Genomic DNA, 24,908 nt, shown 5'->3' on the forward strand with positions numbered 1-24,908 from the left:
TCTCCCGCACCCCCGGAAAATGAGGGGCACCCGGGCCGGGATCCCCCGTAGCGTGCGGCCCCATGACTGTGCTCGTGCGCGATCTGCGCCCCGACGTGCGTGCGGATCTGGACGGCTTCGTCCGGGTCCGGCGCCGTGCCCTCCCCTTCATGCTGTTCACCCCGGAATCCGTCGCCCACGACATCGCCCACGCCCACCCGGACGCCCATCTGCGCAGGCTCGTCGCGGAGGAGGACGGCGAGATCATCGGCACCGCCCAGGTGGGCATCGCCTACGACAGCCCGGAGCCGGGCCAGGGCTATGTCAATGTGTACGTCGACCCGGGGCGGACCCGGCGCGGCGCCGGCGGGCTGCTGGTGCGCGCCGCCGAGGAGCACCTGGCGGCCCGGGGCGCGCGCCGACTGCTGGCCTGGGTGCTGGACGAGCCGGGCAACCTCGTCTTCGCCGAACGGCACGGCTACCGGGCCGCCCGCTCCGCGCACTTCCTCCGGCTCGATCTGGCGCGGGCGACGCTGCCCCCGTTGCAGGACCCGCCGCCGGGCGTCGAACTGCGCAAGGGCTCGGACTTCACCGACGACCCGCGCCCGCTCTTCCGGCTGGACGCGGAGACCACGGCGGACGAACCCAGCGACATGGACACCGAGTTCACCGACTACGACGCCTGGCTCGACGAGACCTGGCGGCACCCCCTGTTCAGCCCCGAGCTGACCTCGGTCGCCCTGGTCGACGGGCGTCCCGCCGCGTTCAGCGCGGCCCGCACGGACGGCGGGCACCGCTACGGCACCGTGATGACGGGCACCGCGCGCGCCTTCCGGGGCCGCGGTCTCGCCAAGCTGGCCAAGAACGACTCCCTGCACCGCGCCCGCACCGCCGGGTTCACGGAGGCGTTCACCGGAAACGACACCGGAAACGGCCCGATGATCGCGATCAACACATGGTTCGGTTACCGGGTCTGTGCGACGGAGGTGCGCCATGTCCGCGAACTCGGCTGACCCGGGCCGTCTCTTGGAGGTCGTCCTGGTCAAGGGCGGCCGTACGAAGATCCGTTACCCGGCCGAGCTGCTCCGGGACGACGGCACCCGGATCGTGGTGCGCGCCCCCTTCGCGGGGGGCACGGTCCGCGACTTCGGCTTCGTACGCTTCGAACCGGGCGATGTCTTCACCGAGTATTACTGGCGGGACCGCTGGTACGCGGTGATGGAGGTCCGCGACCCGGCGGGCGCGCTCAAGGGCTGGTACTGCGACATCGCCCGGCCGGCCGTGCTGTCGGGCACACAGCTGGTCGTCGAGGACCTCGACCTGGACCTGTGGCGCTCCGCGGACGGCACGGACGTACGGCGGCTGGACGAGGACGAGTTCGCGGCGAGCGGGCTGACCCGGACCGATCCCGGGGCCGCGGCCGCCGCCGTGGCCGCGCTCGACGAGCTGGAGGCGCTCGCCCGTACGGAACGCTTCGAGGCGCTGCTGGCCTGACCCGCCGACCACCGGTGATCACACCGTCGCCAGCACCGCGTACCGCTCGTCCGTCACGGGCCCGCCCCACAGCGCGGGCTCGTCCGACAGCGGCTCCACGCGCACATCGGAGGCGATCGGTTCCAGGAGGGCGGTCAGCCGGGCGGCGGATATACCGACCGGGGAGACCGTCCCCCATACGCCCTCGACCAGCACGAGCCGCCCGCCCGGCCGCAGCAGCCCGCTCCAGCGCCGCAGCGCTCGGCCGGGCCCGGGCAGCGTCCACAGCAGGTGCCGGACGAGGACTGCGTCGAAGCGCCGCACCCCCACCGGGGGTGCCGCCGCGTCGCCGACCAGGAACACCGCCTCGCGCCCGGCGGTCTTGGCCCGGGCCAGGTCCACCATCGCCGGGGACAGGTCGACGCCGGTGACGCGGTGCCCCCGCTCGGCGGCGAGGAGCGCCAGGCTGCCGGTGCCGCAGCCGAGGTCGAGCACGTCGGCGGGGCGGCCGGGCAGCCAGCTGCGGAGTCTGGCGGCCCAGGCCGCCCGTACCTCGGGGTCGCGCAGCCCGTGGTCAGGCTCGTCGTCGAAGGTCGCTGCGGCGGCGTCCCAGTCGACACGCGCCGCTGCCTTTCGGTCACTCGCGTCCGTCATGCCCCCAGAGTGACACCCGCCACTGACAGTCCGAGGGTGACAGCCGCCACTGACAGACCGCCGCCGATGAGCGACTCTCACCCAAAGGGTCTGCCACCGCCAGATCGCGGATTCCGGCAGGCGCCGAAGGAGGCAGCCATGCGCCGCGTAACCGTGCAGAAGCCCCTGAAGAAGACGGACACCCGGCGGGTCCGCGAGGAAGCCGAGGAGCGCCCCGCGGGGCGCCCGGAGGTCCGCGAGGACATCGCCCGCACCTGGTGGCCGGACGGCTGACCGGCCGGAAGCCCGGTCAGTCCAGCCGTTTGCGGTAGTGGATGCGGTCGTAGGGGCCGTCCACTCGCCGCTCCACCACCTCGTACCCGTACTTCGGGTAAATCCGGCGGTTCTCCCACATCAGGGCGTTCGTGTAGAGCCTGACCTCGGTCAGTGACCGCTCACGCGCGTGTGCGTCCACGAACCGCAGCAGCCGACGCCCGACACCCCGGCCGTGTGCGTCGGGGTGGACGGCGATGCTGTCGAGGAAGAGGTGATCCGGGCGTGCCTCGACCACGACCAGGCCGATCACGGGATCGCCGGTGACGAACACCTTCCCCTGGGCGACGTTCGCCGTGTGGTCCGCCTCCATGGGCTGCGGCACCACTGCGATGCGCTCGATGCAGGGGCGGTAGGCCGCGTCGGTCACGGCCCGCACCGCCGGTACGTCGGCGGCACGGGCGAGGCGGACGGCATCGTCTGTCATGGCGCGCACGCTACTTACCTGAGCGCAGCCTGAGCACCCCCTTAAGCGGACCATAAGGATCTCCCCCGCCCGCCTCCGGCAGGCGATTTCCCGGTTTCTTCGGGCTAGCTTCTGATCGCCCCCTCACGGGATCGACCCCACCCCCGAAGACCGTAGGAGCTCCCCCATGTCCGTACGCCGCCAGGTGCCCGCGCGCCGCACGGCCGCGGCCGTCGCCGCCCTCGGCGCGGCACCGCTCGCCCTGACCGCGCTCGCCGCCGCGCCGGCCGCCGCGCACGGCTCGATGGGCGACCCGGTCAGCCGGGTGTCGCAGTGCTACGCGGAGGGACCGGAGAGCCCCGACTCGGCGGCCTGCCGGGCGGCGGTCGCGGCCGGCGGCACCCAGGCGCTCTACGACTGGAACGGCGTCCGGATCGGCGACGCGAACGGCCGGCACCAGGAGTTGATCCCGGACGGCAAGCTGTGCAGCGCGAACAACGACGAGTTCAAGGGGCTCGACCTGGCCCGCGCCGACTGGCCCGCGACGAGCGTGAGCGGCGGCTCGTACACCTTCAGGTACCGGGTGACCGCTCCACACAAAGGCACGTTCCATGTCTATCTCACCCGGCCCGGCTACGACCCGGCCAAGCCGCTCGCCTGGGCCGACCTGAACCTGGAGCACCCGGTCGCGACGGCCACCGACCCGGTGGCCTCGGGCGGCTTCTACACGTTCTCCGGCACGCTCCCCGAGCGCTCCGGCCGGCAGCTGCTGTACGCGATCTGGCAGCGCTCGGACAGCCCGGAGGCGTTCTACTCCTGCTCCGACGTCTCCTTCGGCGGCACCGGCACCGGCGGCGGCACGAGCGACGGCGGTAGTGGTACGAGCGGCGGCGGCACAGCCGCCAGTGGCACCGGCGGTGACACCACGCCGGCACCGGGCGCGTCCGCGCCGTCCGAGGAGCAGATCGCGGCTGGTGCCGACAAGTCGACGATCGAGCACCACGGCCACAGCGACGACGCCGCGAGCACATCGTCACAGCCGACGGCAACCGCGGTCGGCAGCTCGGCCGACGAGCCGAAGGCCGCCGGCGCCTCGGCGGACCTGGCCGAGACCGGGGCGAACGGCGGCACCCCGTACCTGGCGGCGGGTGGCGCGGCGGTGCTGTCGCTCGGCTCGGCGGTGCTGTTCCTGTCGGTGCGGCGGCGCGCGACGGGCGGTCGGCACGGCCGCTGAACGGATCTCCGGGGCCCGACCGGCGGCTCAGTCCGGTCGGGCCCCGGGCCGGGGCCCGGCTCGGCCGAACGCCGACGCGCAGGTGGTGGGGCGCTGTCCTGGGTCACCACATCACTACATCACCACGTCCGTCGGCCGGGAAGCGGAGCCGGCCGACGGCATGCGTATCGTGCCGCCATGGGCCAACCGGCCTTCGGCCGACGGGCGTTCAGGAGGCCAGCGTGCCCGGCAGCACCGCCCGTGGGCCGAACTTCGCGCGCGCCCGGTCCGCCACCTCCTCGATCCGGCGGACCTTGTCGTCCACGGGGTCGAAGGTGAGCTGGTGGGAGGCGTGTTCGGCGGGGGTGAGGCCCTCGGCGCGCAGGGCGAGCGCGCGGACCCGGGCGCGTTGCAGACCGAGGGCCTCGTACATGCCGTACGCGGTCCGCGTCAGCGCCGGTGAGTGCGCGGTCGGCTCCTTGAGGGTGCGGCTGCGGGTGGTCGCGATGGGGGTCCCCCCGTTCGAGCCGGTTCGAGAGCGGGGGAGGTCGGCGTAGCGCACGATGAGGGTCAGGGTGCGGCAGACCTTCTCCAGGGTGCGCAGCCGGACGCCCAGTTCACCGGCGGCCGAGAGCAGCGCACGGCGGTGCCGGTCGGGGTCCAACTCGTCGAGAGGGAAGGATCGTTCGGCCACGAGGATGGGGGTCCCCCCTGCTTGAGCGCAGCCGAAATCTTGGGGGATGGAGACCGCGTTCGGGGCGACCCGGCCGCGGTCGATGCCGTTCGCCCTCTCGTGCAGCTCGCGGCCCGCCTTCGCGCCGACCAGCCGCTGGAGCGTGGACAGCGGCGCGGCGGCCACCCGGCCCAGGGTGTCGAGGCCGTACTCGCGCAGGATGCGGGCGGTGGCCGCGCCGACCCCGGGGAGCGCGCCGACGGGCCGGTCGGCGAGGAACTCCGCGGCGGCGTCCGGGCCCTCGGGGACCGCCCGGGTCACCCCGGGCCGGGCGTCCTTCAGCGCCATGCGGGCCAGCAGCGGGCCCGGCCCGGCGCCGATCGCGCAGTCGACGCCGTACAGCGCGAGGGCGCGGACCCGGATCACGGCCGCCAGCTCGGCGGCGCTGCGGCCGAAGTACCGTTCGGCGCCCCGCAGATCGGCCAGCGCCCCGTCCGGCGGCAGGGCCTCGACGACCGGGGTGAACTCCGCCAACAGCCCGAGCAGCCCCGGCAGGGCCGCCTCGTCCATCGGACGCGGCTGGAAACGTACGCAGAGAATGGTCATCCCGCACTCCCCGGACTCTGGTGCCACAACTTCCTTCCGCCCGCCGGGTCCTCGCCCGCGGGACGCAGATCGGCCCAGGGGTGCATCTCGTACCCCGTGGCCATGCGGATCGTCCGGTCCGGCACCGGATGGGCCGCCTCCTCCTGCGGTGCGGGCTCCGCCAGCCGCGCCGCCACCTGGTCGAGCCCGCCCTCGGCGCGCAGTTCGGCGAGTTCGGCGAGGTTCCAGGCGGCGGCGCCCACCACGCTGAGGCTGCGCGGGCCGCGCCGCTGCACCACCCCGCGCACCAGCAGCAGCCAGGAGTGGAAGACGGTGTGCGCGCAGGCGTCGTGGGAGTCGTCGAAGAAGGCGAGGTCGACCAGGCCCGTCCCGTCGTCCAGGGTGGTGAAGATGACGCGCTTGCCGGAGCGGATCGGCGGGGTCTGGGTGGCCGCCTTGGCGCCCGCGACCAGCACGGTCTCGCCGTGCGGGGTCTCCCGCAGCCGACGCGCCGAGACCACGCCCAGCTCCTTGAGGAACTCCCGGTGATCGTCCATCAGATTGCGTGAGGCGTCCATGGACAGCACGCCCAGCTCGGCGCTGAGCCGTTCCGCCGAGGTGAGGTCGGGCAGCCCCGCGGAGGCGGTCCTCCGGCCGCCGGCCAGCGGGAGCTGGTCACCGCCGCCGCTGCGGGCACCCCGGTGCAGCTCGGTCAGATGCAGTTGCAGATCCCGGCGGTTGGCGCCGAACGCGTCCAACGCGCCCACCTGGGCGAGCCGCCCGGCAAGCGGCCGACTCGGCCGGGCCCGCTCCCAGAAGTCCAGTAGGGAGGCGTAGGGCTGTCCGTCCGCGATCCGCGCCGCCTCGGCCTCGCTGATGCCGTGCACATCGCACAGGGCGAGCCGCAGTCCCCAACGCCCGGGGGAACCAGGGGATGCGGCCGGTTCGGACGCGGATCCGGGCGCAGCCGACCCGCCCGACTCGGACACCGACCCGCCCGACTCGGACACCGACCCGCCCGACTCAGACACCATCCTGCTTGATTCAGACACCAGTTCGATGCGATGGGTGACCGCCGACCGGTTCACGTCCAACGGCAGGATCGGCACCCCGCGCCGTCGCGCGTCCGCCAGCAGCAGCCGCTTCGGATACATCCCGGGGTCGTGGGTGAGCAGTCCGGCGTAGAAGGCGGCCGGGTGATGCGCCTTCAGCCACGCCGACTGGTACGTCGGCACGGCGAAGGCCACCGCGTGCGCCTTGCAGAAGCCGTACGAACCGAACGCCGCGACGATCTCCCAGGTACGCCGAATCGTTTCTGCGTCGTATCCGCGCTCCGCCGCGTGCCGGGCGAACCACACCCGGATCCGCCCCTGCGACTCCGGGTCGGACAGCCCGCGCCGCACCTGGTCCGCCACGCCCCGCCCACAGCCGGTCATGATGGCGACGATGTCGATGATCTGCTCGTGGAAGACGACGACCCCGTAGGTGTCGCGCAGCGGCCCCGCCAGGTCCGGGTGCGGATAGCGGATCGGCGCCCGCCCGTGCCGCGCCTCGATGAACGGCCGCACCATGTCGGCGGCGACCGGGCCGGGCCGGAACAGCGATATGTCGACCACCAGGTCGTGGAAGGTGGCCGGCTGAAGCCGCCCCACCAGATCCCGCTGGCCCGGCGACTCGATCTGGAAGCAGCCCAGTGTCTCGGTGGAGCGGATGAGTCGATAAGTCGCCGGATCGCCCTCCGCGACCGCGTCCAGATCGATCCGCTCGCCCGTCGCCCGCTCCACCTCGGCGACCGCGTGCGCCATCGCCGACTGCATCCGCACGCCCAGCACATCGAGCTTGAGCAGCCCGAGGTCCTCCACGTCCTCCTTGTCGAACTGCGCCATCGGGAACCCCTCGCCGCTGGTCGGCACGACCGGCGTACGGGAGAGCAGGGAGGCGTCGGACAGCAGCACCCCGCACGGGTGCATGGCGACCCCGCGGGGCAGGGCGTCGAGCGACTCGACCAGCGCCCACAGCCGGTCGTACCGCTCGGCGTCCCGCCGGGACTCCCCCGCCAGCCGTCTCAGCTCGGGCAGTTCGGCCAGGGCCGCACGGGCGTCGCGGGCGCGGATGTGCGGAAAGGACTTGGCGATCCGGTCGATGTCGGCCGGGTCCATGGACAGGGCCGCGCCCACGTCCCGGATCGCATGGCGGACGCGGTACGTCTCCGGCATGGCGACGGTCGCCACCCGCTCGGTGCCGAACCGGTCGATGATCGCGCGGTAGACCTCCAGGCGGCGCGCGGACTCCACGTCGATGTCGATGTCGGGCAGCGCGATCCGCTCCTTCGACAGGAAGCGCTCCATCAGCAGCCCGTACTCGACCGGATCGGCGTGCGCGATGCCGAGGAGATGGTTGACGAGGGAGCCCGCGCCGGAGCCGCGCGCGGCGACCCGGATGCCCATCTTCCGTACGTCGTCGACGACTTGGGCGACCGTCAGGAAGTAGGAGGCGAAGCCGTGGTGGGCGATGATGTCCAGCTCGTGGTGCATCCGCTCCCAGTAGGCGCGCCGGTCGGTGTAGCCGCGCAGCACCATCCCCGCCGCCGCCCGCGAGGCCAGGACCCGCTGGGCGGTGCGGCGGCCGGCGCCGACGAGGTGCGGCTCGGGGAAGTGGACGCTGCCGATGCCGAGGTCGTCCTCGGGGTCGACCAGGCAGTCGGCGGCCGTGGCCCGCGTCTGCTCCAGCAGGCGGTGGGCGGTGCCGCGGCGGTAGCCCGCGGCCTCCACGATCCGCTCGGCGGCGCCCAGCATCGCGTCCGCGTCCTTCAGCCATGCCTCGCCGGAGTCCAGCTCCTTCGTCGGGTCGATCGGGACCAGCCGGCGGGCCGCGTCCAGGACGTCGGCGACCGGACCCTGCCCGGGGTCGGCGTACCGGACGGCGTTGCTGAGCACCGGCCGGATCCGCTGTTCGGCGGCGAAGCCGACGGTGCGGGCGGCCAGCCGCAGGGAGCCCGGTCCGGTGCCGGTGCGGCCGTGCCAGACGGCCTCCAGACGCAGGGCGTCGCCGTAGCTCTCGCGCCAGGGGCCGAGGAGCCTGGCGGCGCGGTCCGGGCGGCCCTCGGCGAGGGCACGGCCGACGTCGGAGGCGGGGCCGAGCAGGACGGTCAGACCGTCGCCGTGATTGCCGGACCAGGGCAGCAGCGGGGCACCCGCGGTCCGGTGTCCCACGGTCCGGTGTCCGTCCCGCCCGAACGGGGCCGAAGGCGTCGGGGAGTGGGCCGTGGTGACCAGTCGGCACAGGTCGGCCCAGCCGCGGGCGCCGTCCCGGGCGAGGAAGGTCACCCGGGGTGCCGACTCGTCGATGAAGGCACCGCCGCGCACGGGGGTGCGGCGGTGCGCACGTCGTACGACCTCCGGCTCACCCACCGCCAGTTCGACGCCGAACAGCGGCCGGACGCCCGCCCCGGCGCATGCCTTGGCGAAGCGGACCGTGCCGGCGAGGGTGTCGCGGTCGGTGAGGGCGAGGGCGTCCATACCCCGCTCGGCGGCGCGCTCGGCCAGCCGCTCCGGGTGCGAGGCGCCGTAGCGCAGGGAGAACCCGGAGACGGTGTGCAGATGCGTGAAACCCGGCACACGCACCTCCCGCACTCGTGAGCCCCAACCGGCTCTCGAACATCAGTTCCCAACTCTCCCACCCCACCATACCCCCATTCCCGAACATGTGTACGACATCCATTCGGGCGCCCCCCACCTGCGCAAACACCGGTCACCCGGCCCGTTTTATGGTGGATTGCCACACGGGGAGGCGCTCATGCCGCCCGGGCTGACCGAGCTGACCGGGCTGACCGAGCTGCCCCTGGTGCGGCTCGCGGCGCCCGCGCGCCCGACTCCGTGCGACTGCGCGCGCCCGACCTGCACCACCGCACCGGGCTCCGCGCGCCCGACCTGCACCACCGCGCCATGGGCGTCTTCACACGCGGAAGCCCCGCCCCTCGCGCGCGGGGCGGGACTTCACAGGAACGTGGCTCGGCGCTCAGCCGATCTCGGTACCGGTCGCCGAGAGCGCCTCCGTCACCGGCTGGAAGAAGGTCTCACCGCCGTCGGTGCAGTCGCCGCTGCCGCCGGAGGTGAGCCCGATCGCGTCACTCCCGGAGAACAGCGAGCCGCCGCTGTCACCGGGCTCGGCGCACACATCGGTCTGGATGAGACCGCTGACCGTGCCCTCCTGGTAGTTCACGGTGGCGTCCAGGCCGGTCACCTTGCCGTCGTGCACCTGGGTGGTCGAGCCGCTGCGGCTCACGCTCATGCCCACGGTGGCATCGGCCGCACCGGTGATCTCCTGGGCGGATCCGTCGTAGAGGTCGACCTCGCTCGGGTGGTCGACCTCCCCGGTGTACTTCACCAGACCGAAGTCGTCGCCCGGGAAGTGGGACTCCTCGTTCTCGCCGATCACGGTGCCGGACGAGTCCGACCAGCTGGAGATGGCCTCGGTGCAGTGCCCGGCGGTCAGGAAGTACGGCTGCCCGTCCTTGACCACGTTGAAGCCGAGCGAGCAGCGCCCGCCCGAGCCGCTGATGGCGTCGCCGCCCGCGATGAGGGGCTTGAACTCCCCCTTCGAACGCTGGAGTTCGGCAGTGCCGCCGAGCCCGTCGACCACCTTGGCCAGCTTGGTCAACGCGGCCTTCGAGACGGTCCGGTCGGCGGTGACGACGACCTTGTTGCCGACCGGGTCGAGGGCCCATGAGGTACCGGCGATGGTCGCGTCCCGCTTCAGCGTCGCGCGGGCGCCGTCGAGTTCGGCGAGGGAGTTGGCGACGATTCTGGCCTTGGCGCCGGCCGCCTCGACGGCCCGGGCCGCACTCTCGTCGAGCACGTTGACCACGAGATGCCTGGACTTCGCGTCGTAGTAGCTGCCCGCGTTGTCGCCGCCGAGCTCATGCACGAGCGTGGAGGCGAGCTTTCCGGCCGCCGGGGCCGACAGGAGCGAAGGCGCGGCGGTCTCCGCCGACTCGCTGGCGTTCGCAGTCTGGAAGGAAAGACCCGCGGTGACCAGTGCGGCGATTCCCGCACCCGCCACGGCGGCCCGCCGCCTGGGTATGCGTCGGTGGTTCAACTCACGTCCTCCTGTGGGGGGATGGCCCAAAGAGGTGTGGGGACCTCGCGGGCCGGAAGGCTGGTTGACGGGCGCCTACTATTCCGAGGTTCATGGGGAGCACACAAGACCGACTTCAGGTCGCGCGTACGGCGGCCCCACACGCCCCCTCCGTTTTGACCGTGCACTGTCATCGCAGTTAGATTCGTGCCGCAAACACCACATGCGCGTAACTGTTCGGCGGACAGCAGCCCTCAGACCTGGCCGGAATTCGACCCTCCCGGGGCCCGGGGCAGTTGTTGCCGCGCCTTTTCCAGGAAGCGGAGCAGCAAAAGGGAGCCCCCGCACGCCGGTTGCGCGCGGGGGCCGCTGACGCGAGAGTCTTTGTAGGGGCGGACGTCAGTAGACGTGGACCCCGTAGGCGCTCAGGGCCTCGGTGACCGGTTGGAAGAAGGTCGTGCCACCGAAGGAGCAGTCGCCGCTGCCGCCGGAGGTCAGACCGTAGGCGATGCCGCTGTTGGAGTACAGCGGGCCGCCGGAGTCACCGGGCTCGGCGCAGACCGTGGTCTGGATGAGCCCGTAGACGACTTCCCCGCCGCCGTAGTTGACCGTCGCGTTGAGCGCGGTGACCCGGCCGCTGTGGATGCCCGTGGTGGAGCCGCGACGGTAGACCGTGGTACCGACGGAGGGCGTGGCCGCGCTGGTGATGTCCACGCTGCCGACGGTGCCCGACTTCGTCACCGAGTCGTTGGTGTAGTGCACGATGCCGTAGTCGTTGCCCGGGAAGGACGAGCCGGTCGTGCTGCCGAGCGTGGTGGAGCGCCCCGAGTCCGACCACCAGGTGCCCGCGCCGTCGGTGCAGTGACCGGCGGTCAGGAAGTAGGAATTGCCGCTGTTGTCCTCGACATTGAAGCCCAGCGAGCAGCGCCAGCCACTCGCATAGACGGCATCGCCGCCGGAGATCAGCTTGTTGAACTCGCCCGGGGTGCGCTCGATGGTCAGGGCACCCGAGGCGGCACCCGCCTGCTCCTTGATCTTGGCGATCTCGGACTGGGAGACGGTGCTGTCGACGGTGACGACGACACGGTTGGTCGTGCTGTCGACCGCCCAGGCCGTGCCGGGTATGTCGGCCTTGAGGACGGAGTCGCTCGCCTCGGTGAGCCGGTCGGCGCTGAACGTCCGGACGTCGCTTGCGTCGGCGGTGGGGGCGGCGAACGCTGCTGCGGCGACGAAGCCGGAGGCCAGGGCGATCAGCCGGGTCCGTCTCGCGATACCGCTGCGCGGGGTGGTGCGCTTGATCCTCACGTTTCGTTCCCTCCTGGGGAAGTCGGGGGCCCGCGTGGGGTCGGGGGCCCGTGAGGCGCAGTCAGGAGCACGAGCGACCGGATGCATGAACGCCATGCCCCTGACAAGCACTGGTGGAAATATCCGGCGAAGGGGCGGTAGGCACAAGAGTGTCTTTCAGCCTTCAACTTTTGAACGAGCTTTGCGCGTTGTTGGCCCGGTCCTGTCCGCACCGCCTCGTCTGGGCCCGGGTCCCGCTGTAATCGGGCCGGACTCCGCTCCCCTCCAAGCCAGCTCCGCTCCCCTCCCCTCCGCTCCCCTCCAGGCAGGCTTCCTCCCCTTCAGGCCGGCTTCCGCTCCCCCGCCTCGATGGCGACGCCCAGCGTGTTCCCCGGCGGTGGGAAGGGGCATATGAAGTGGTCGGCGAAGGCGCACGGCGGCAGTTGGGCGCGGTTGAAGTCGACCGTCGTACGGCCTTCGGCGTCGGGCGCAGCCGGGTACAGGAAGCGGAACCGGAAGCTGCCGTCCCCGCTGCCGGCGTCGGCGAACACCGCCCACAGCCGCCCGTCGGCCTGCCGCGCGACCTGGAGGGTCCGCTCCTGGCCGGCCAGGGTGAAGGCGAGTTCGCCGGCGAGGCCGAGGCCGCGTTCGACCCCGTCGGCGGCGCGGACCCGCACGGTCCGGGCCGTCTCGTAGGGGGTGAAGCGGCCGGGCACCGACCAGCGGGGATCGTACGGGGTGGCGTCGATACCCCGGAAGGCACGGCGGGTCGCGGCGTCCGGGTCGTAGTCCCGCACGCCCCAGATCCCCTCGCGGACCAGCACCACGAGTCGGCGCTCGCCGAGTGTGACGCGGGCCGCCGGTTCGGCGTCGGCGCCGAGCCGGGCCGCACCGGCGAACGGCCGCCCGTCCAGGGCCAGTCCGTCGGCCTCCGTGGCGGTGAGCACGACTCCGTCGCCGTCCGCCACCCACTTCCCGGGGATGTCCGGCAGTCGCCCCTCCGGGTGGTCCTCGATCCAGTGCGTGCCGACCAGCGCGAGCGGCCCGTAGGGGGCCGACACCGTCTCCGCGCGCCGCTCGTGCCAGCGCTTCCACTCGTCGTTCGGGTCCGTCGTCGTGGATGCCGTCGTGGGCGCCGTCGTGGGTGTCGTGGGTGTCGTGGGTGTCGTGGGTGTCGTCATGGATGTCGTCAGTCCTTCCGTGCCGGGGCCGAAAGCCCCAGATGTGAGCGCAGCGTGGCGCCCCGGTATTCCGTGCGGAACGCGCCGCGCTCCTGGAGCAGCGGCACCACCCGGTCCACGAACTCGTCGAGCCCGCCGGGGCCGCCGGGGCCGGTATGCGGTACGAGGACGAAGCCGTCCGCGGCGTCCTGCCGTACGAACGCGTCGAGTTCGGCGGCGACCGCCTCCGGGGTGCCGACGAAGCACGGGCGTTCGCCCGACTCGATCACGGCCCGCGCACGAGTGGCGGTCCGCGCATCGATACCGGTCCGCGCATCGATACCGGTCCGCCCGTCGATACCGGTCCGCGTGTCGGTACCGATCGGCGGTGGCACCCGTAGCCCGGTGCCGGTGAGCGAGGCGGCCTTGTCCTGGGCCTCGGCCGCGGTGTCGCCGAGGACGATGCCGACACCGGGCATGACCTTCAGGTCGTCCGGTGCCCGGCCGTACTTCTCCAGGCGGCGCTTCACATCCGCGTAGAAGGCGCGGCCCGCCGCCAGCGGGCCGAGACGGGCCACGGGTCCCGACGGCGGCCGGACTCCGAACCCCCGGCCGCAGCAGACGACGTCGGCCGTGGCCGCGGCCAGCTCCCGACCCTCGTCCGAGTCGCCCGCCTGGATCAGCACCGGGTGTCCCTGCGGCGAGCGCGGCACGGTGAACTCGCCCGCGATGTCGAAGTGCCGCCCCCGGTGCGCGACCGGCCCGGCCACCCCCTCCGTGGTCCAGGAGTCCCACAACTCCCGTGCGGCGGCGGCGAATTCGGCGGCGCGTGGATACCGGTCGGCGCGGTCGAGACCGGTGCCGCGGCGGAAGTTTTCGGCGGTGGCGGCGTGCCCGGAGGTCACCATGTGCCAGGCCGCCCGGCCGCCGCTGAGGTGGTCCAGCGTGGCCAGCCGCCGGGCGAGTTCGTACGGTTCGTGGAAGGCCGCGTCGACCGTGGCGGCGAGCCCCAGCCGCTCGGTCACCGCGGCGAGGGCGCTGAGCACGGTGACCGGCTCGGGCCCCACCGCGTATGCGTCGGGGGCGCGGCCCTCGTGCTCGTGCGGGAGGTGCCCGTCGGCGAGGAGGAGGAAGTCGAACAGCCCGCGTTCGGCGGTGCGGGCGAAACGCTCGTACGAGGAGAATGCGAGCCGCGGGCTCGCCTCCGGCTCGGCCGGGCCGATCGGGCCACCGCCGTCCGGGGCGGGCCCGTCCGCGCGAAGCCCGGAGCGGGGCTCGGAGCAAGACCCGGAGCAGGGCAGCGCGGCGAGGTGCATCCGTTTCCGGGCGGGCCCGTGGCCGGTCATGCCCCGCCCCCGGCCGCCGCGTACCGGCCCGCGGGCCGGGGCAGGCCCAGGTGCTCCCGCAGCGTGCTGCCCGGGTAGAAGGTGCGGAACAGACCGCGGTGCTGGAGCAGCACCACGGTGCCGTTGACCAGCCGCTCCAGATCGCGGCGCGGCTCGGCGGGGACCAGGTGGAAGCCGTCCACGGCCCCCTCCCTGTGCCAGGCGGCGATCAGTTCGGCCAGGTCGACGGGACCCCCGCGGTACAGCGGCGGCCCCGGTGTGCCGCGCCGGGTCCCGCCGCGTCGCCCGAGCCCGCGCCCCCGGCCGGGCGGCGGGGACCCCCAGCCGGGCTCCGCCGTGGCCTCGCCGCCGCCGAGGTCGACGACGAGGCTCGCCAGGACCCGCAGCGTCTGCGGGTCCCGTCCGAACCGGGCCGCGGCCGACCGGAGTTCCTCGCCCACGGCCGCCGCCTCGGCGCGGCCCGACGCGCGGACCAGCGCCACGTCGGCGTACCGGGCCGCCGTGGGCCGGGCGGGCCCCTCGGTGGCGTCGACCACGCGCACGGGGTGCCCCTGGGGCGGGCGCGGCGCGGTCGAGGGACCCCGGACCGAGAAGGTGGAGCCCGTGAAGTCGACGGGGTACCGCCTGCCCGGGGCGCCGCGGCGGCCGGTCGCCGGGTCCCGCGGCCCGGTGTCCTCCGTCCAGCTGTCCCACAACCGCGCGGCCACGTCGGCGACTTCACCGGCCTCCCGCCACAGGTCGGCGGCGGACGCGGCCGGGCGACGGCCGACGAGGCGCGCCTCGCTCTCGGTGGCCGAGACGTCGAGCCGCCAGCCGGCCCGGCCCCGGCTGACCCAGTCGAGGGTGGCGACGGCCGCCTGGACGTGGAAGGGCTCGGTGTGCGTGGTGGTCACCGTGGGCACCAGTCCGATGCGCCGGGTCTCCGGCGCCACCCGGGCGAGGACGGCGAGCGCGTCGGGCCCGGGGCGCGCGAAGCCGTCCCCGAGCGTCACGAAGTCCAGCACGCCGCGCTCGGCGAGCCGTGCCGGTTCGGTGTACGCGGCGGCGTCGTGGGCCCCCGGCTGGTCGACGGCGGCGGCCAGGTGCAGCAGCCCCCGGCCGGACGATGGGGTCATGGCAGGAAGACCTTTCTGTGCCGGCCCGGCGGGCCTCCGGCGCCTTGGAACGGACAGTCCGCGTCCGCTCGTGCCGCGGGGCGTCCGGCACCTCGGCGGGCGGGCCCGCCGGGCGACGCGGCCCCGGTGCGCACGGTGGGGTCGATGCCCTTGAGGACATCGGGCCGGCCGAAGCTCTTGTGCACGGACCTGATGTCGGCCATGCCGCTCATCGCATGGATCCCTTGGTGACGGTGGGGCGGACGGGGTGGCTTCGAGGCTTACTTCGTGGCTTACGCGGCGGCGCGACCTGCCGTCTCCCGCAGCAGGAGGAGGGCCGCGCGGGCGGTGGCGTCGTTCTGCCGGAACGCCGGTCCGCCGGTGCGCGGCCGGGTGAAGGCGCCGGGGGTGCGGCCGTCGGTGAAGGGCCCGAGCGCGAACCGGCGGGGATGCGGCCGGCCGGCCCCGTCGAGGATCCGCCCGTCGGCAGGGTCCACCCGCAGCAGCCCGTCGGGGCTCTCGGCGGCGCCGTCGGCGTGCAGTGCGCGCAGCAGGCCGTCGCGGGCGCGCCCGACGGTGGGTTCGGGCAGCCGGGCCTCCACCAGGGCGCGCGCCTCGACACGGAAGCCGGGCACGGTGGCGGAGGCGGCCCGGAACACCCCGTCCTCTGCGGTCACGGTCATATCGGCGCCGACGAACCTGACCACGCCCGCCCGGGACAGCGCGAGCAGTTGCCGCAGCCGGGGTCCGGGCGGCCCGGAGGCGATATAGCTGAAGAAGCCGTGCCACCAGGGGCCGACGTCGCCGAGCCGGATCAGTTGCCCGTAGACGGACAGCAGCGCGAGGAATACCGCCATGTCCGGGCTGTGCCGCGGGTTGTGACGGCGGCTCAGATCGGCCTCGACATAGGCGCGCAGCCCGTCCTGGAACTCCTCGTGCGAGACGTGGCGCACCCCGTCGAGGGGGCGGTCGAGCGCGGCGAGGTCGAGCCGGTCGGCGGGGTCGGGTACGGCGGCGGCGACCAGCGCGCGGATCTCGTCGGCGGTCCGGGCGGCCGCGTATCTCTCCTCGAAGTCGGCCCGGGCGACGGCCGTCCGCTCGGGATGGGCGGTGAACAGCCGGTGGTAGTGGGCGAAGCCCAGTTCCTTCTCCACCAGCGGCCACACGTCCCGCCGGAAGTCGAAGCCCTCCGGCCGGGCGAGCAGCGCGTCGACCTCGGCGGGCCCGAAGAAGCGGGGCAGCGGGGGGCGTTCACCGGTCCAGTCGTAGCCGATCTTCGAGTGGTAGGGCACTCCGCGCCGGGAGCCGACGTACAGCACCGGTTCGCGCCCCGACGGTATGTAGGTATCGCCCTCGTACCGTCCGCCGCGGCCCTCGGTGAGCAGCACCATCAGGTCGACGAAGGCCAGGCCGAAGCCCCGGACCAGGACGGGTTCGCCGGCCCCGAGCGGGGACAGGTCGGTGTCGGCGGTGAAGTCGGGCGGCAGATGGAGCAGCCCATGGGTGCCCGCGTACGCCGCCAACTCGGCCTGTTCCTCGGTGAGTTCGGCATCCAGGTGACCGAGGGCGAGGACCACGGCGTCGGCGATGAGCGGGCGCGGGCGGCCCTTGAGCCACACCTGCTGGCGCCCGTCGCGCGGGCCGCTGACCCGCAGGGCGCGCCAGGGGTGGTGGTGGACGACGACATCCGCGGGCAGGTCGGCGACGGCCCGGTCGTACACCCAGCGCAGATACCGGCCCTGGAGCTGCCGGTCGGCGAAGGTCCGGCCGTCGAGCCCCGCCCATTCGTGCAAGGTGGGGCCCTGACGCACCGGGCCTGCCATGCGCACCGTCTCGTCGGTGAACATGGTGACGTCCTCGGCGTGCGAGTTCATCCACAGCAGCGGGGACTGCGCCGCGCGCCAGATGCGTCCGGCGCCCGGCGGGCAGGGGTCGACGAGATGGATGTCGAGGCCCGGACCGGCGTACAGCTCGGGCGCGTTGGCGGCGATGCGCTCCAGCAGCCCGGTCCCCCGCGGACCGGCCCCGACGATCACCAACTGGCGCCTCATCGGCGGGCCTCCGCACCACGCGCGTAGTGCCGCTCCCTGTCATGCGGGCCGAGGCCGAGCGCCTGGGCGGCCATGTACAGGGTCGGTCCGATGATCGCGACGGCGACCGGGCCGAGCAGGACGGGAACGGCTACGGAGACGGCGGCCGTCCGCTGCCCGAGTCGGCGTCGCGGCACGATCCGCGGGGTGTCCGGGTGCTCGGGGGGCTCCGGCGCCGCGGGGACTTTGGCGAGGGTGTCCGATGACATGCGAAGGCTCCGTGACATAGGTGGGACACGGTGCGCGTCTTCACACGGAGCGCCTCGCGGCGCCTACGGCCGAGCCCCTCAGCAGGGCCGTCCGCCGAGAGTACGTGGGCGTTTCCCCTCGCTGTCAAGGGTGTCCATACTGTGAGCGGTACGTCTCAAGTCGGTTGACGCGGAACCGGAGACCTGTTCCACTTGGCGCATGTATCCACAGCAGTGGCTGGTCACCCGCTCCCACATCGACTTCGGTCGCGTGTGGTCCTGTTCCTGTTGAGCTGACCCCCTGCTACCCGCCCGCCGACGGGCATCCCGCGCGTTCTCTCCTGCGTTCCGCGCCGTCTTCCACCTGTGCTTTCCACTTCCGCCTTTCTGCTGCCGCCTTCACACGCGCTCCCCTCCCCTCACGCCCCGCACCCTTCCGTTCGCAGGAGACCGCCGCCCGATACGCACACCCCTGCGCAGCACCCGGCATTCCCCTTTTCGCGCCGTTCATCACGGTCGTCGCGACCGCACTGCCACCCGCGGGTACGACCCGGCCCACCGTCGCGGTGGGCATCGGCGGCACCCCGCCCGGCACCACCTGTCCGGCCGCGACGGCAAGACCCCGACCGGCAACTTCGGCGTGACCGATGTGGGGCACGGCGGGCACGGCAGTCCCGGTGATCGCCAAGTCGCCGATCTCCCGCCGGAGTTGAAGGACTAGCAGTCGCAGCCGCAGTCGCAGCAGTCACAGCCATCACAACTACAGCAGTCCCCACAGCAGTCGCCACAGCCACTGCAATCGCAGTCGCCCTTGGTGCACAGCCCCTCCCGCCGCTGCCGCGACCACGGCCCTTCGAACTCGTCGGCGCAGCACACCTTGCAGGTGCAGAACAGCCCGAGGGCAGCCGCGCACCCGGCCCACATACCCGGCCGGTCCCGGCGTGGCGGCTCGCCGCCGGAGGGGTCGCCGGGCGAGCCGTAGGGGCCGCCCGGCGTCCGCGGTGCCTGCGGGGGCCGCGGTGCCTGCGGGGGCCCGAAGGCGGTCTCGGGCGGGTGCTCGCAGGAGGTCGTCCCGAACGCCCGGTCCACCGAGCGCCGCAGCTCGTGCGCGAGCAGCAGATGTGCCAGCCCGCCGTCGGCGAACTCCACCTCGCGCAGCGCGAGCCGGATGCCGTGCAGCGCGTCGTCCGCGAGCCGCCGGGCCTCGGCGAGCGGGGTGCCGGTGGCGGTGAGCGGGTTCCAGGCACCCGACGCGGCATCGGCCGCCCGGTCCTCGACGGCGTCCAGCAGATGCGCTAGCCGCCCGAAGAGCCGGCCGGCCTCGGCGAGCGGCGCGGTGTTCGCCGGCCGGCCGGCCGACACGGCGGTGTGCGCGAAGGCGGCGGCGGTCGCGGTCTCGGTCGGTTCGGTGACGGTCAGGATCGGCGTGCCCGGTCCTGCCAGGGCCTCGATGCCGACCTGCCGGTCGACGGCGTCGACGAGGAGGGCGGTGTCGAAGCCGACCAGTGATCCGCCGCGGGCGCCCGCCCGACCCCAGTGCGCGGCGACCCGGCGCGCGGCGAGCGCCACCGGACGGTGCGCCAGCAGCCCGTCCCCGTCGGCGACATGGTCGCGCAGCTTGGTCGAGGCGAGCACCAGCGAGACGGCCGCCGCGAGCCGTGCGCCCTCACCCTGCGCGACGGAGGCGGTACGCATACCGCGCAGCGGGCAGGGCCCCGCCGTGCGCCGCCGCGCCCCCGCCCGGCCGGTCTGAGCCTCCGTCAGGACCGAGAGCAGCAGCCCGTCGTAGTTCGTCACGATCCGGGCGAACTGTCCGTGATCGCCGCGCAGCGCAAGACACAGCCCGCACAAGTGCGCCAGCCACTGGGCCCCGAGGCCCGGGCCGAGCCGGTGCGGGCAGGGCCGTACTATTCCGAACACGACGTTCCCCCGTACGCTGATACGACGTTGAGCCGCGGCATCGTATCGGCCGACTGTCATCCCGGACCGGCCGCTCCGCTCACCCGGACGCACCATCTCTCACCCATACGCCGCGAAGAATCATATTTCACTCACAGTCAGCAGCCGTACGTGGCAGGACCCTTGGGGGGACCGGGCTCTCGACGTATTCGTTGTGCACCAGTAGCGTCACAAACCCCCAGCGCGGCGTCTAACCACTTGGCGCGCCATCCGCATCATGGACGACCATAGGGATGCGGAAGCAAGAAGGACCGCTGTGAGAGGAGGCGTCCATGGGATCGGTACGCAAGGCGAGTGCCTGGCTTGGCCTCGTCGACGACAACGATGACGAGCGCTACTACGACGACGACTACTCCGAAGGGACCGAGCAGCCCGGGGATGCCTGGGTCACCGACCCGCGGGTCAAGGTGGCCTCGGACGCCGCCGAGGAGAAGGACCGCCGGATCGGCACGGTCACCCCGGACAGCTTCCGGGACGCCCGCGCCATCGGCGAGCTGTTCCGCGAGGGTGTCCCGGTCATCATGAACCTCACGGCCATGGAGGCCGCCGATGCCAAGCGGGTCGTCGACTTCGCGGCCGGGCTCATCTTCGGCCTGCGCGGCTCCATCGACCGCGTGTCCCACCGCGTCTTCCTGCTCACCCCCGCCGACACGGAGATCATCAGCGGCGAGCCGTCCGCGCACCGTTCGGACGGCTTCTTCAACCAGAGCTGAGGCGGGGCCGCTCACCGGCCCCGCCGCGGCCCCTCGCCGGGTCAGCGGAAGGCGTCGAGTCCGGTGAGCGCCTTGCCCAGCACGAGCTGGTGCATCTCGACGGTGCCCTCGTAGGTGAGCACCGATTCGAGGTTGGTCGCATGCCGCATCACGGGGTATTCGAGGGAGATCCCGTTGGCGCCGAGGACGGTCCGCGCCGTGCGGCAGATCTCGATCGCCTCCCGTACGTTGTTGAGCTTGCCGAAGCTGACCTGTTCGGGGCGCAGCCGGCCGGCGTCCATACGCCGCCCCAGATGGTGGGCGAGCAGCATCCCCTTGTGCAGTTCCACCGCCATGTCGGCGAGTTTGGCCTGGGTGAGCTGGAAGCCCCCGATCGGCCGCCCGAACTGCTCCCGTGACGTCGCGTAGTCGACGGCGGCCTCGAAACAGCTGCGGGCCGCGCCCATGGCACCCCAGACGATGCCGTACCGGGCGTGCGAGAGACAGCTCAGCGGGCCGCGCAGGCCGACGGCCCCGGGGAGTGCGGCGTCGGCGGGCAGCCGTACGTCGTCCAGCAGCAGCTCGCTGGTGACGCTGGCCCGCAGCGACCACTTGTGTCTGATCTCCGGTGCGGCGAAGCCGGGGGTGTCGGTCGGCACGGCGAAGCCGCGGATGCCGTCGTCGGTCTGCGCCCATACGACGGCGACGCCCGCGACGGAGCCGTTGGTGATCCACATCTTGCGGCCGCTCAGCACCCAGTCGCCGCCGTCGCGCTTGGCGTGGGCGCGCATCGAGGCGGGGTCGGAGCCGTGGTCGGGCTCGGTGAGCCCGAAGCAGCCGATGACCTCGCCGGAGGCCATGCGGGGCAGCCAGTGCCGCTTCTGTTCCTCGCTGCCGAAACGGTGGATGGCGTACATGGCGAGGGAGCCCTGCACGGAGACGAGCGAGCGGATACCGGAGTCGGCGGCCTCCAGTTCGAGACAGGCGAGGCCGTACTGCACTGCGGAGGCGCCGGCGCAGCCGTAGCCGGTGAGGGACATGCCGAGGGCGCCGAGGGAGCCGAGTTCGCGGGTGAGTTCCCGGATGACGGGGAGTTCACCGCGCTCGTACCAGTCGGCGACGAACGGCAGGACGCGGTCCGCGGCCCAGCTCCGTACGGTGTCGCGGACGGCCAGGTCCTCCGGGTCCAGCAGGTCGTCGAGGCCGAGCGGGTCGGCCGGGTCGAACGGGGGCAACATCGAGGACGCGGACATGGATCACCCTCCGAGACACAGAACCAGGCGCTCCGCGGGACGAGCCGCGAGGCGCCGTCGGTCGGCCGCGGCGGCATCGTGGCCGATCGCTCCCCCGAGTTCTCGGCTCCGCTCGAACAGGGGGGACCCCCATCGCGGCGGAACCGCATGTTCGATACCGCCCCGCGCCGCTTCGGGGCGCTGCCGAACCACAGTGGACTTCGCTCGACCCGCTGAGCACCGCCAGTCACATTTCCGCCCCGACGCTACGGCGCACCGCGCCCGGCGTCCACCCCGCCTCCCACCGGCCCGGCCGCGCGCCGTCACGCCGAAACGCGCGCCGTCACGCCGAAACGTGGGCCGGCTCGGCTCCCCGGGGCGCGGGCAGGTCCACCGGCGCCGGCTCGCACTGCATCGCCCGGGGCAGCCGCAGCGCCATCGCCGCGCCGAGCAGCAGCAGCCCCGCGCTCACCAGCAACGTCACATGCAGTCCGTGCACGAAGGAGTCCTTGGCCGCCCGGCGCAGGGCGGCTCCGGCCGGTCCGCCGAGCCGCCCCGCCACCTCGTACGCCTCCCCGAGCGAATGCCCGGCCGCCGCGGAGGCCGGCTCCGGCACCCCGGGCACAGCGGCGAGGCCGGGTGCGTACGCCGCGTTCATCACGCTGCCGAGCAGCGCGATCCCGATCCCGGCACCCAGCTGGTAGGAGGTCTCGCCGATCGCCGCGGCCCCGCCCACCTGCCGGGCCGGCGCCTCGCTCAGCATCGACTCGTACGCGCCGAAGAGGGTGGTCTCCAGACCGAAGCCCAGAAGGACGAAGCCGGACAGCAGCAGCCCGGTGTCGTCGTGGCCGCCCATCGCGGTCAGCGTCAGCACGGCCACCGCGGTGAGACAGAAGCCGAAGCACACCATCCGCCGCGGCCCGAGGCGGCGCAGCAGCCGCGCCCCGGCCAGCCCGGCGGCCATCGCCGCGATGGTCAGCGGCAGCAGCCGCAGGCCCGTCTGGAGCGGCGACAGCCCCAGCACCAGTTGCAGATACTGGGCGGCGATCAGCTCAAGGCCCACCAGCGCGAGCATGGCCAGCACGATGCAGCCCACCGCGGTGCTGAACGCGGGCCGCGCGAACATGCGCAGATCCACCAGTGGATGCGGGCGCCGCCGCTGCCGGCGTGCGAACGACACCAGCAGCAGCGCGCCCACGAGCGGCGGCACCAGCGTGTACGGGCTCGCCACCGGTTCCCCGCCGCCGAGCCGCTTCACGCCGAGCACCAGCCCGAACAGCCCGGCCGCCGCGGTCAGTGCGCCGACCACGTCCCAGGGTCCGTCGCGCTCCCCTCTCGACTCGGGCAGCAGCAGTCGCCCGACGGGCAGGCTGACCAGCATCAGCGGGATGTTGACGAGGAACACCGAGCCCCACCAGAAGTGCTCCAGGAGGAAGCCGCCGAGCAGCGGGCCGACCGCGGCGCCCACCGCGGCCACCGCGCTCCAGACGCCGATGGCCAGGGCGCGCTCGCGCCGGTCGGGGAAGACCTGGCGGAGGATCGACAGCGTCGCCGGCATGATCATGGCGCCGCCGACCCCGAGCAGCGCCCGCGCCAGGATCAGCACCTCGGCACTGGACGCGGCGGCGGCCAGCGCGGAGGCGACGCCGAACAGGGCGTAGCCGAGCAGCAGGATCCGTCTGCGGCCCACCCGGTCGCCGAGCGTGCCGAACAGGATCAGCAGCGAGGCGCAGACGAGCGGATAGACGTCGACGATCCAGAGCAGTTCTACGGCGCCGGGTCTGAGGTCCTCGGTGACGGCGGGCACCGCCACGTGCAGCACGGTCGCGTCGAGGGCGACTAGCAGCAGGCTGACACAGAGGACGACGAGGACGACCCAGCGGTTGGCACCGGCCCCGGCCGCCCGACGGCGCGGTCCGGCGGCGGCCGTGGTCGTCCCGGACATGTACGTACCTCCCAGAAGTTCCCTCGCGTGCGGCGGACCTCGGCGGGGTGGGGACGCCCCGTCGTACGGCCGGAGCGGAGCGGGGTCTTCGGCGGCGACCGATACGCGCGCGAGTGACACGTCAGCGTACGCGAGTTCCCCGCGGTGGTACGTGGCGGACCTCTCACAGCCCACACCAACCTGTGTGGCGTACACCACTCTCCACATCCTTGACCGCGTCCCGGCCGCCGCCCGTGCGGTTCCACGGCCGGTCGATAATCGAGCCCGTGACCGATCTTGAGACGCGCGCGGCACCGACTCGCGCCACACCGCTGCGCCGGGCGGGCCCGGCCCTGCTCGGGTACGCCGCCGTCCGCACCCTGGGCCTGATCGTGCTGGCGGTGTGGAGCGCGGCGCGCGGCGAGAGCGCCCACACGCTGCTGACCGCCCGCTGGGACGCGCTGTGGTACACGCGGGTGGCCGAGCTGGGCTACGGCTACGAGGTGCGGCTGCCGAACGGCGACGTCCACTCCAATCTCGCCTTCTTTCCGCTGCTGCCCTGGCTGGAGCGGCTGCTGCACACGCTCTCCCCTTTGTCGTACGCGGACGCGGGACTCGTCGTCGCCCTGCTCGCCTCGCTCGCCGCGGCCTGGGGGATCTTCGCGGTGGCCGATCTTGTGTACGGCCGCCGGGCGGGGGTGTGCGCCGTCCTGCTGTGGGCCGTGCTGCCCGTCGGGATCATGCAGTCGATGGCGTACAGCGAGTCGCTGTTCACGGCGCTCGCCGCCTGGTCGCTGTACGCGGTGCTGACCGGGCGCTGGGTGAGTGCCGGGATGCTCGCCGCGCTGGCCGGGCTGACCCGGCCGGTGGGGCTCGCCGTGGTCGCGGCGGTGTGGGCGGCGGCCATTGCGCCGTTCGTGCGGGGTCGGCGCACCACGACCTCGGACGGCGCGCGCAACGGCGGATGCGCTCCCGCTGCCGTAAGCGCCGCCCACGCCCGGCGCGTTCGGACCTCGGCGGGCGCGCGTGACGCAACACACGCCCCTTCCGTCGCTCTGGGCGCATCTCTGCGGTGGCGCGCCCTCGGCATGCTGATCGCTCCCCTCGGGGCGGCCGGCTATGTCCTGTGGGTGGGCCATCGCACCGGCAGGGGCCCGCTCGGCTATCTCGATGTGCAGGCGGGTTGGCGCAACGGCTTCGACGGCGGATACGCCTTCGCCCGTTTCATCGCCGACAAGTTCACCTCAATTCCCTCGGTTCTCGCCGGACTTGCGCTGATCATCGGGGTCGCCCTGCTGCTCCGGCTGTACGCGGCCGGGATACGGCAGGGCCAGCCGCTCTCCCTGCTGGTGTACACCGGCGTCGTCACCGCGCTCGCCCTGTGCGCGTCAAGTTACTTCGGCTCCAAGCCGCGTCTGCTGCTGCCCGCCTTCCCGCTGCTGCTGCCGCTCGCCCGGTCCCTGGCCCGGCTGCCCACATCCCGGTCGGCGCAGGTCACAGCCGGTGTCGCGGTGGCGTCGGCGGTCTACGGCGCGTTCTGGCTGAACGGTTCCGGTCCGCCGTGACCG

21 protein-coding genes are annotated in these 24,908 nt (G+C 73.3%); 6 read left to right on the forward strand and 15 right to left on the reverse strand.

Annotated elements, in window-relative coordinates; all coding sequences use genetic code 11:
* Positions 1–62: 62 nt before the first annotated feature.
* Together ACWEKM_RS23775 and ACWEKM_RS23780 are read left to right on the forward strand one after the other, a co-directional pair.
* Complete coding sequence (locus tag ACWEKM_RS23775; protein WP_451623213.1) at positions 63–992, forward strand: GNAT family N-acetyltransferase; 930 nt, start codon at positions 63–65, stop codon at positions 990–992.
* Entirely contained in the window at positions 973–1,473 is a 501-nt protein-coding gene (locus tag ACWEKM_RS23780) for a DUF402 domain-containing protein (RefSeq protein ID WP_451623214.1), read from the forward strand. Before ACWEKM_RS23775 ends, ACWEKM_RS23780 begins: the two co-directional genes overlap by 20 nt.
* 18 nt (positions 1,474–1,491) lie before the next feature.
* On the opposite strand, the gene ACWEKM_RS23785 is transcribed toward ACWEKM_RS23780, so the two are convergent.
* The gene (locus ACWEKM_RS23785; protein WP_451623215.1) at positions 1,492–2,106 is read right to left on the reverse strand and encodes a class I SAM-dependent methyltransferase; all 615 of its coding nucleotides are present in this window, start codon (positions 2,104–2,106) and stop codon (positions 1,492–1,494) included.
* Between the two features lie 138 nt (positions 2,107–2,244).
* Between ACWEKM_RS23785 and ACWEKM_RS23790 the strand changes: the two genes are divergently transcribed.
* The gene (locus ACWEKM_RS23790; protein ID WP_451623216.1) at positions 2,245–2,379 is read left to right on the forward strand and encodes a hypothetical protein; all 135 of its coding nucleotides are present in this window, start codon (positions 2,245–2,247) and stop codon (positions 2,377–2,379) included.
* Positions 2,380–2,395: 16 nt separating this feature from the next.
* Here ACWEKM_RS23790 and ACWEKM_RS23795 read toward each other — a convergent pair whose 3' ends face one another.
* Positions 2,396–2,845 (reverse strand): GNAT family N-acetyltransferase, encoded by a 450-nt coding sequence (locus tag ACWEKM_RS23795; RefSeq protein ID WP_451623217.1) that lies wholly within the window; start codon positions 2,843–2,845, stop codon positions 2,396–2,398.
* Positions 2,846–3,029: 184 nt separating this feature from the next.
* On the opposite strand from ACWEKM_RS23795, the gene ACWEKM_RS23800 reads away from it, so the two are divergent.
* Positions 3,030–4,058, forward strand: a complete 1,029-nt coding sequence (locus ACWEKM_RS23800; protein ID WP_451623248.1) for a lytic polysaccharide monooxygenase — start codon at positions 3,030–3,032, stop codon at positions 4,056–4,058.
* Between the two features lie 208 nt (positions 4,059–4,266).
* Here ACWEKM_RS23800 and ACWEKM_RS23805 read toward each other — a convergent pair whose 3' ends face one another.
* The 11 genes from ACWEKM_RS23805 to ACWEKM_RS23855 form a co-directional block, all read right to left on the reverse strand.
* Positions 4,267–5,316 carry a DNA polymerase Y family protein gene (locus ACWEKM_RS23805; RefSeq protein ID WP_451623218.1) on the reverse strand — a complete coding sequence of 350 codons (1,050 nt, stop codon included), beginning with the start codon at positions 5,314–5,316 and terminating at the stop codon, positions 4,267–4,269.
* Positions 5,313–8,912 carry a DNA polymerase III subunit alpha gene (locus ACWEKM_RS23810; RefSeq protein WP_451623219.1) on the reverse strand — a complete coding sequence of 1,200 codons (3,600 nt, stop codon included), beginning with the start codon at positions 8,910–8,912 and terminating at the stop codon, positions 5,313–5,315. Before ACWEKM_RS23810 ends, ACWEKM_RS23805 begins: the two co-directional genes overlap by 4 nt.
* 400 nt (positions 8,913–9,312) lie before the next feature.
* Positions 9,313–10,392, reverse strand: a complete 1,080-nt coding sequence (locus ACWEKM_RS23815; protein WP_451623220.1) for a S1 family peptidase — start codon at positions 10,390–10,392, stop codon at positions 9,313–9,315.
* 378 nt (positions 10,393–10,770) lie between these two features.
* A complete protein-coding gene (locus ACWEKM_RS23820) occupies positions 10,771–11,676 on the reverse strand; it encodes a S1 family peptidase (RefSeq protein ID WP_451623221.1) in 906 nt (301 codons plus the stop codon).
* A gap of 320 nt (positions 11,677–11,996) precedes the next feature.
* Positions 11,997–12,836, reverse strand: coding sequence for a DUF1684 domain-containing protein (locus tag ACWEKM_RS23825; protein WP_451623222.1), 840 nt, complete (start codon positions 12,834–12,836; stop codon positions 11,997–11,999).
* A gap of 8 nt (positions 12,837–12,844) precedes the next feature.
* Positions 12,845–14,161, reverse strand: coding sequence for an LLM class flavin-dependent oxidoreductase (locus ACWEKM_RS23830; RefSeq protein ID WP_451623223.1), 1,317 nt, complete (start codon positions 14,159–14,161; stop codon positions 12,845–12,847).
* Positions 14,158–15,276 carry an LLM class flavin-dependent oxidoreductase gene (locus ACWEKM_RS23835; RefSeq protein WP_451623224.1) on the reverse strand — a complete coding sequence of 373 codons (1,119 nt, stop codon included), beginning with the start codon at positions 15,274–15,276 and terminating at the stop codon, positions 14,158–14,160. Before ACWEKM_RS23835 ends, ACWEKM_RS23830 begins: the two co-directional genes overlap by 4 nt.
* Positions 15,273–15,488: a hypothetical protein gene (locus tag ACWEKM_RS23840; protein WP_451623225.1), complete on the reverse strand. Its 216-nt coding sequence runs from the start codon at positions 15,486–15,488 to the stop codon at positions 15,273–15,275. Before ACWEKM_RS23840 ends, ACWEKM_RS23835 begins: the two co-directional genes overlap by 4 nt.
* Positions 15,489–15,548: 60 nt before the next feature.
* Entirely contained in the window at positions 15,549–17,306 is a 1,758-nt protein-coding gene (locus ACWEKM_RS23845) for an FAD/NAD(P)-binding protein (RefSeq protein WP_451623226.1), read from the reverse strand.
* Positions 17,303–17,554, reverse strand: coding sequence for a hypothetical protein (locus ACWEKM_RS23850; protein ID WP_451623227.1), 252 nt, complete (start codon positions 17,552–17,554; stop codon positions 17,303–17,305). Before ACWEKM_RS23850 ends, ACWEKM_RS23845 begins: the two co-directional genes overlap by 4 nt.
* A gap of 696 nt (positions 17,555–18,250) precedes the next feature.
* A complete protein-coding gene (locus ACWEKM_RS23855) occupies positions 18,251–19,453 on the reverse strand; it encodes a DUF5685 family protein (RefSeq protein ID WP_451623228.1) in 1,203 nt (400 codons plus the stop codon).
* Between the two features lie 311 nt (positions 19,454–19,764).
* Here ACWEKM_RS23855 and ACWEKM_RS23860 point away from each other — a divergent pair, with 311 nt between their 5' ends.
* Positions 19,765–20,205 carry a cell division protein SepF gene (locus ACWEKM_RS23860; protein ID WP_451623229.1) on the forward strand — a complete coding sequence of 147 codons (441 nt, stop codon included), beginning with the start codon at positions 19,765–19,767 and terminating at the stop codon, positions 20,203–20,205.
* 41 nt (positions 20,206–20,246) lie between these two features.
* Here ACWEKM_RS23860 and ACWEKM_RS23865 read toward each other — a convergent pair whose 3' ends face one another.
* Positions 20,247–21,437: an acyl-CoA dehydrogenase family protein gene (locus ACWEKM_RS23865; protein ID WP_451623230.1), complete on the reverse strand. Its 1,191-nt coding sequence runs from the start codon at positions 21,435–21,437 to the stop codon at positions 20,247–20,249.
* Between the two features lie 322 nt (positions 21,438–21,759).
* Positions 21,760–23,361: an MFS transporter gene (locus ACWEKM_RS23870; RefSeq protein WP_451623231.1), complete on the reverse strand. Its 1,602-nt coding sequence runs from the start codon at positions 23,359–23,361 to the stop codon at positions 21,760–21,762.
* 266 nt (positions 23,362–23,627) lie between these two features.
* On the opposite strand from ACWEKM_RS23870, the gene ACWEKM_RS23875 reads away from it, so the two are divergent.
* Positions 23,628–24,905, forward strand: coding sequence for a glycosyltransferase family 39 protein (locus ACWEKM_RS23875; protein ID WP_451623232.1), 1,278 nt, complete (start codon positions 23,628–23,630; stop codon positions 24,903–24,905).
* The last annotated feature ends 3 nt before the right edge of the window (positions 24,906–24,908 follow it).

This window comes from Streptomyces sp. NPDC004752, assembly GCF_053601275.1.

What these genes read in the sequence shown, in the direction of transcription:
- ACWEKM_RS23775 (WP_451623213.1), top strand. Translation starts at nt 63, where the DNA reads ATGACTGTGCTCGTGCGCGATCTGCGCCCCGACGTGCGTGCGGATCTG.
- ACWEKM_RS23780 (WP_451623214.1), top strand. Translation starts at nt 973, where the DNA reads ATGTCCGCGAACTCGGCTGACCCGGGCCGTCTCTTGGAGGTCGTCCTG.
- ACWEKM_RS23785 (WP_451623215.1), bottom strand. Translation starts at nt 2,106, where the DNA reads ATGACGGACGCGAGTGACCGAAAGGCAGCGGCGCGTGTCGACTGGGAC.
- ACWEKM_RS23790 (WP_451623216.1), top strand. Translation starts at nt 2,245, where the DNA reads ATGCGCCGCGTAACCGTGCAGAAGCCCCTGAAGAAGACGGACACCCGG.
- ACWEKM_RS23795 (WP_451623217.1), bottom strand. Translation starts at nt 2,845, where the DNA reads ATGACAGACGATGCCGTCCGCCTCGCCCGTGCCGCCGACGTACCGGCG.
- ACWEKM_RS23805 (WP_451623218.1), bottom strand. Translation starts at nt 5,316, where the DNA reads ATGACCATTCTCTGCGTACGTTTCCAGCCGCGTCCGATGGACGAGGCG.
- ACWEKM_RS23825 (WP_451623222.1), bottom strand. Translation starts at nt 12,836, where the DNA reads ATGACGACACCCACGACACCCACGACACCCACGACACCCACGACGGCG.
- ACWEKM_RS23830 (WP_451623223.1), bottom strand. Translation starts at nt 14,161, where the DNA reads ATGACCGGCCACGGGCCCGCCCGGAAACGGATGCACCTCGCCGCGCTG.
- ACWEKM_RS23835 (WP_451623224.1), bottom strand. Translation starts at nt 15,276, where the DNA reads ATGACCCCATCGTCCGGCCGGGGGCTGCTGCACCTGGCCGCCGCCGTC.
- ACWEKM_RS23840 (WP_451623225.1), bottom strand. Translation starts at nt 15,488, where the DNA reads ATGAGCGGCATGGCCGACATCAGGTCCGTGCACAAGAGCTTCGGCCGG.
- ACWEKM_RS23845 (WP_451623226.1), bottom strand. Translation starts at nt 17,306, where the DNA reads ATGAGGCGCCAGTTGGTGATCGTCGGGGCCGGTCCGCGGGGGACCGGG.
- ACWEKM_RS23850 (WP_451623227.1), bottom strand. Translation starts at nt 17,554, where the DNA reads ATGTCATCGGACACCCTCGCCAAAGTCCCCGCGGCGCCGGAGCCCCCC.
- ACWEKM_RS23860 (WP_451623229.1), top strand. Translation starts at nt 19,765, where the DNA reads ATGGGATCGGTACGCAAGGCGAGTGCCTGGCTTGGCCTCGTCGACGAC.
- ACWEKM_RS23865 (WP_451623230.1), bottom strand. Translation starts at nt 21,437, where the DNA reads ATGTCCGCGTCCTCGATGTTGCCCCCGTTCGACCCGGCCGACCCGCTC.
- ACWEKM_RS23870 (WP_451623231.1), bottom strand. Translation starts at nt 23,361, where the DNA reads ATGTCCGGGACGACCACGGCCGCCGCCGGACCGCGCCGTCGGGCGGCC.